Raw genomic sequence first — 2,123 nt, 5'->3', positions numbered from 1 at the left:
ATCGGCCTGGATGCGGCGGTGGCGCGGTTCCAGGCGCGCGGCATCGCGCCCGGCTACAGCGTCGCGCTGCCGCGCGGCGCACGTGGGGTCTATACCGCTTCGGTGTATCCGCCGGACCTGGCGCAGCAGCGGGTGATCCACTTGGACCAGTACAGCGGCCAGGTGCTGCTGGACATGCGCTACGCCGACTACGGCCCGCTGGCCAAGACGCTGGAGTGGGGCATCAACGTGCACCTCGGTCAGGAGTACGGTGCGCTCAACCAGATCGTGCTGATCGTGGCCTGCCTGGGCATCGTGCTGCTGTGCGTGAGCGCGGCGGTGATGTGGTGGAAGCGGCGCCCGCAGGGCGGGCTCGGGGTGCCGCCGCTGCCCGCGGACCGGCGCACGCTGCGCGGCGTGGTTGCGCTGCTGGTGCTGGGCGGGATGCTGTTTCCGCTGGTGGGTGTGTCCTTGCTGCTGATGCTGGCGCTGGACTGGGTGCTGGTGCTGCGGCGGGAGCCGGTGGTGGGGGCTTAGCAGGTCGAGGTCGGAAGCTACGGTGATTCCGCTGCGACAAGCGACACCACCGGCGCATCCGACCTTGTGCAGTAGGGACTGAAGTCCCTCCCACAAGGCGCAGCCAGTGCTGTCGGCACCTGCAGGAGACCGGGATTCTGAGCCGTAGAAGCGGCTTCAGCCGCGACCGGGCGTTCCCATGAAACCCGGTCGCGGCTGAAGCCGCTTCTACTGAAAAGACGCGGTGTGGCCGGTAACGCCTGTCGCAGTTGACGCCGCGCCTACAAAAAGCCCGAACGTGTGCTGGGACGTCTCACAGATCCTCGTGGATCCCGCATTCGCGCTTGAGGCCGAAGAAGCGGGTGTCTTCCTCGCGCATGCCCGGTTCCCAGCGGCGGGTGGTGTGGAAATCGCCGATGGAGACGTAGCCCTGTTCCCACAGCGGGTGATAGGGCAGGTCGTGCTGCTGCATGTATTGCCACAGGTCGCGGTCGCTCCAGTCGGCGATGGGGTTGATCTTGTAGCGCTCGCCGCGCTTCTGCACGAACGGGGTCTGCGCGCGGCTGTCGGACTGGCTGCGGCGCAGGCCGGTGAACCAGGTGCCGACCTTCAGTTCGTCCAGGGCGCGGCGCATCGGCTCGACCTTGCGCAGGTTGTTGTACTGCTCGATGCCGACCATGCCCTGTTCCCACAGGCGGCCGTGGCGCGCTTCCATCCAGGCGCGGCTGACCAGCGGGCGATAGATCTTGAGATTGAGCTTGAGCCGCTCGGTCAGCGCGTCGGCGAAGCGGTAGGTCTCGGCGAACAGGTAGCCGGTGTCGATCAGGATCACCGGGATGTCCGGGCGCTGCCGGGTCAGCAGGTGCAGGGTGGCGGCCGATTGCGCGCCGAAGCTGGACGACAGCGCCGCTTCGGCCGGGCCGTGCTGCAGCGCCCAGGCCACGCGCTCCGGCGCGGACAGCGTCGCCAGCAGCGCATTGGCGGCATCGAGATCCAGGGCCGGCACCGGTGCGTTGGCGGAGGCGTCTTGGGAGGCGGCGGGCAGAGCGCTCATGCGTGCAGTTCCGACGGAATCAGGTGACGGTGGGTGGGATAGGCGGGCAACTCGACCACGCCGGTGCGGTGCAGGAAATCGCCGAAGCGCTCGTCCTCATGCCGCTCGTTGGCATAGCGCGCGAACAGCGGTTCCAGCGCGGCGAGGATCTCCGGCTCGGCGATGTTCTCGCGGTACAGGGTGTTGAGGCGCTGGCCGCGGTGGTCGCCGCCGAGCATCAGGTTGTAGCGGCCCGGCGCCTTGCCGACCAGGGCGATCTCGGCCAGGTAGGGCCGCGAGCAGCCGTTCGGGCAACCGGAGAGGCGCAGCAGGATCGGCGCGTCCTGCAGGCCGTGGCGCGCCAGCAATGGCTGCAGCTGCGCGGCGAAGGCCGGCAGGTAGCGCTCGGCCTCGGCCATCGCCAGGCCGCAGGTGGGCAGGGCCACGCAGGCCATCGCCGCGCGCGCCAGCGCGGTGGGTGCGCGGTTGCCGGCGTCCAGCGCATGCGCGCGCACCAGCGCGTCGATCGCCTCGCGTTGCGCGGCGGGAACGCCGGCGATGACCAGGTTCTGGTTCGCGGTCATGCGGAAGTGCG

General features: G+C 69.5%; 2 protein-coding genes and 1 pseudogene. 1 reads left to right on the top strand and 2 read right to left on the bottom strand.

Translation table 11 applies throughout. From position 1 onward, the window contains the following. Positions 1-516 (top strand): PepSY domain-containing protein (locus D588_RS0122250; protein WP_017917567.1); only part of this gene is annotated, 516 nt, incomplete at its 5' end. Positions 517-808: 292 nt separating this feature from the next. On the opposite strand, the gene D588_RS0122245 is transcribed toward D588_RS0122250, so the two are convergent. Both D588_RS0122245 and D588_RS0122240 read right to left on the bottom strand, forming a co-directional pair. Further along, complete coding sequence (locus D588_RS0122245; protein ID WP_010341781.1) at positions 809-1,549, bottom strand: phosphoadenylyl-sulfate reductase; 741 nt, start codon at positions 1,547-1,549, stop codon at positions 809-811. Beyond that, positions 1,546-2,123, bottom strand: a pseudogene (locus tag D588_RS0122240) (sulfite reductase); the annotation flags it as partial. The gene D588_RS0122245 and the pseudogene D588_RS0122240, both read right to left, overlap by 4 nt.

Origin of the sequence: Xanthomonas sp. SHU 308, from assembly GCF_000364645.1 — a bacterium.
Taxonomy (GTDB): Bacteria; Pseudomonadota; Gammaproteobacteria; order Xanthomonadales; family Xanthomonadaceae; genus Xanthomonas_A; species Xanthomonas_A sontii.
Note: the sequence above shows the minus strand (reverse complement) of the source record. Positions and strands in the feature narration are given on the sequence as shown.

What these genes read in the sequence shown, in the direction of transcription:
- D588_RS0122245 (WP_010341781.1), bottom strand. Translation starts at nt 1,549, where the DNA reads ATGAGCGCTCTGCCCGCCGCCTCCCAAGACGCCTCCGCCAACGCACCG.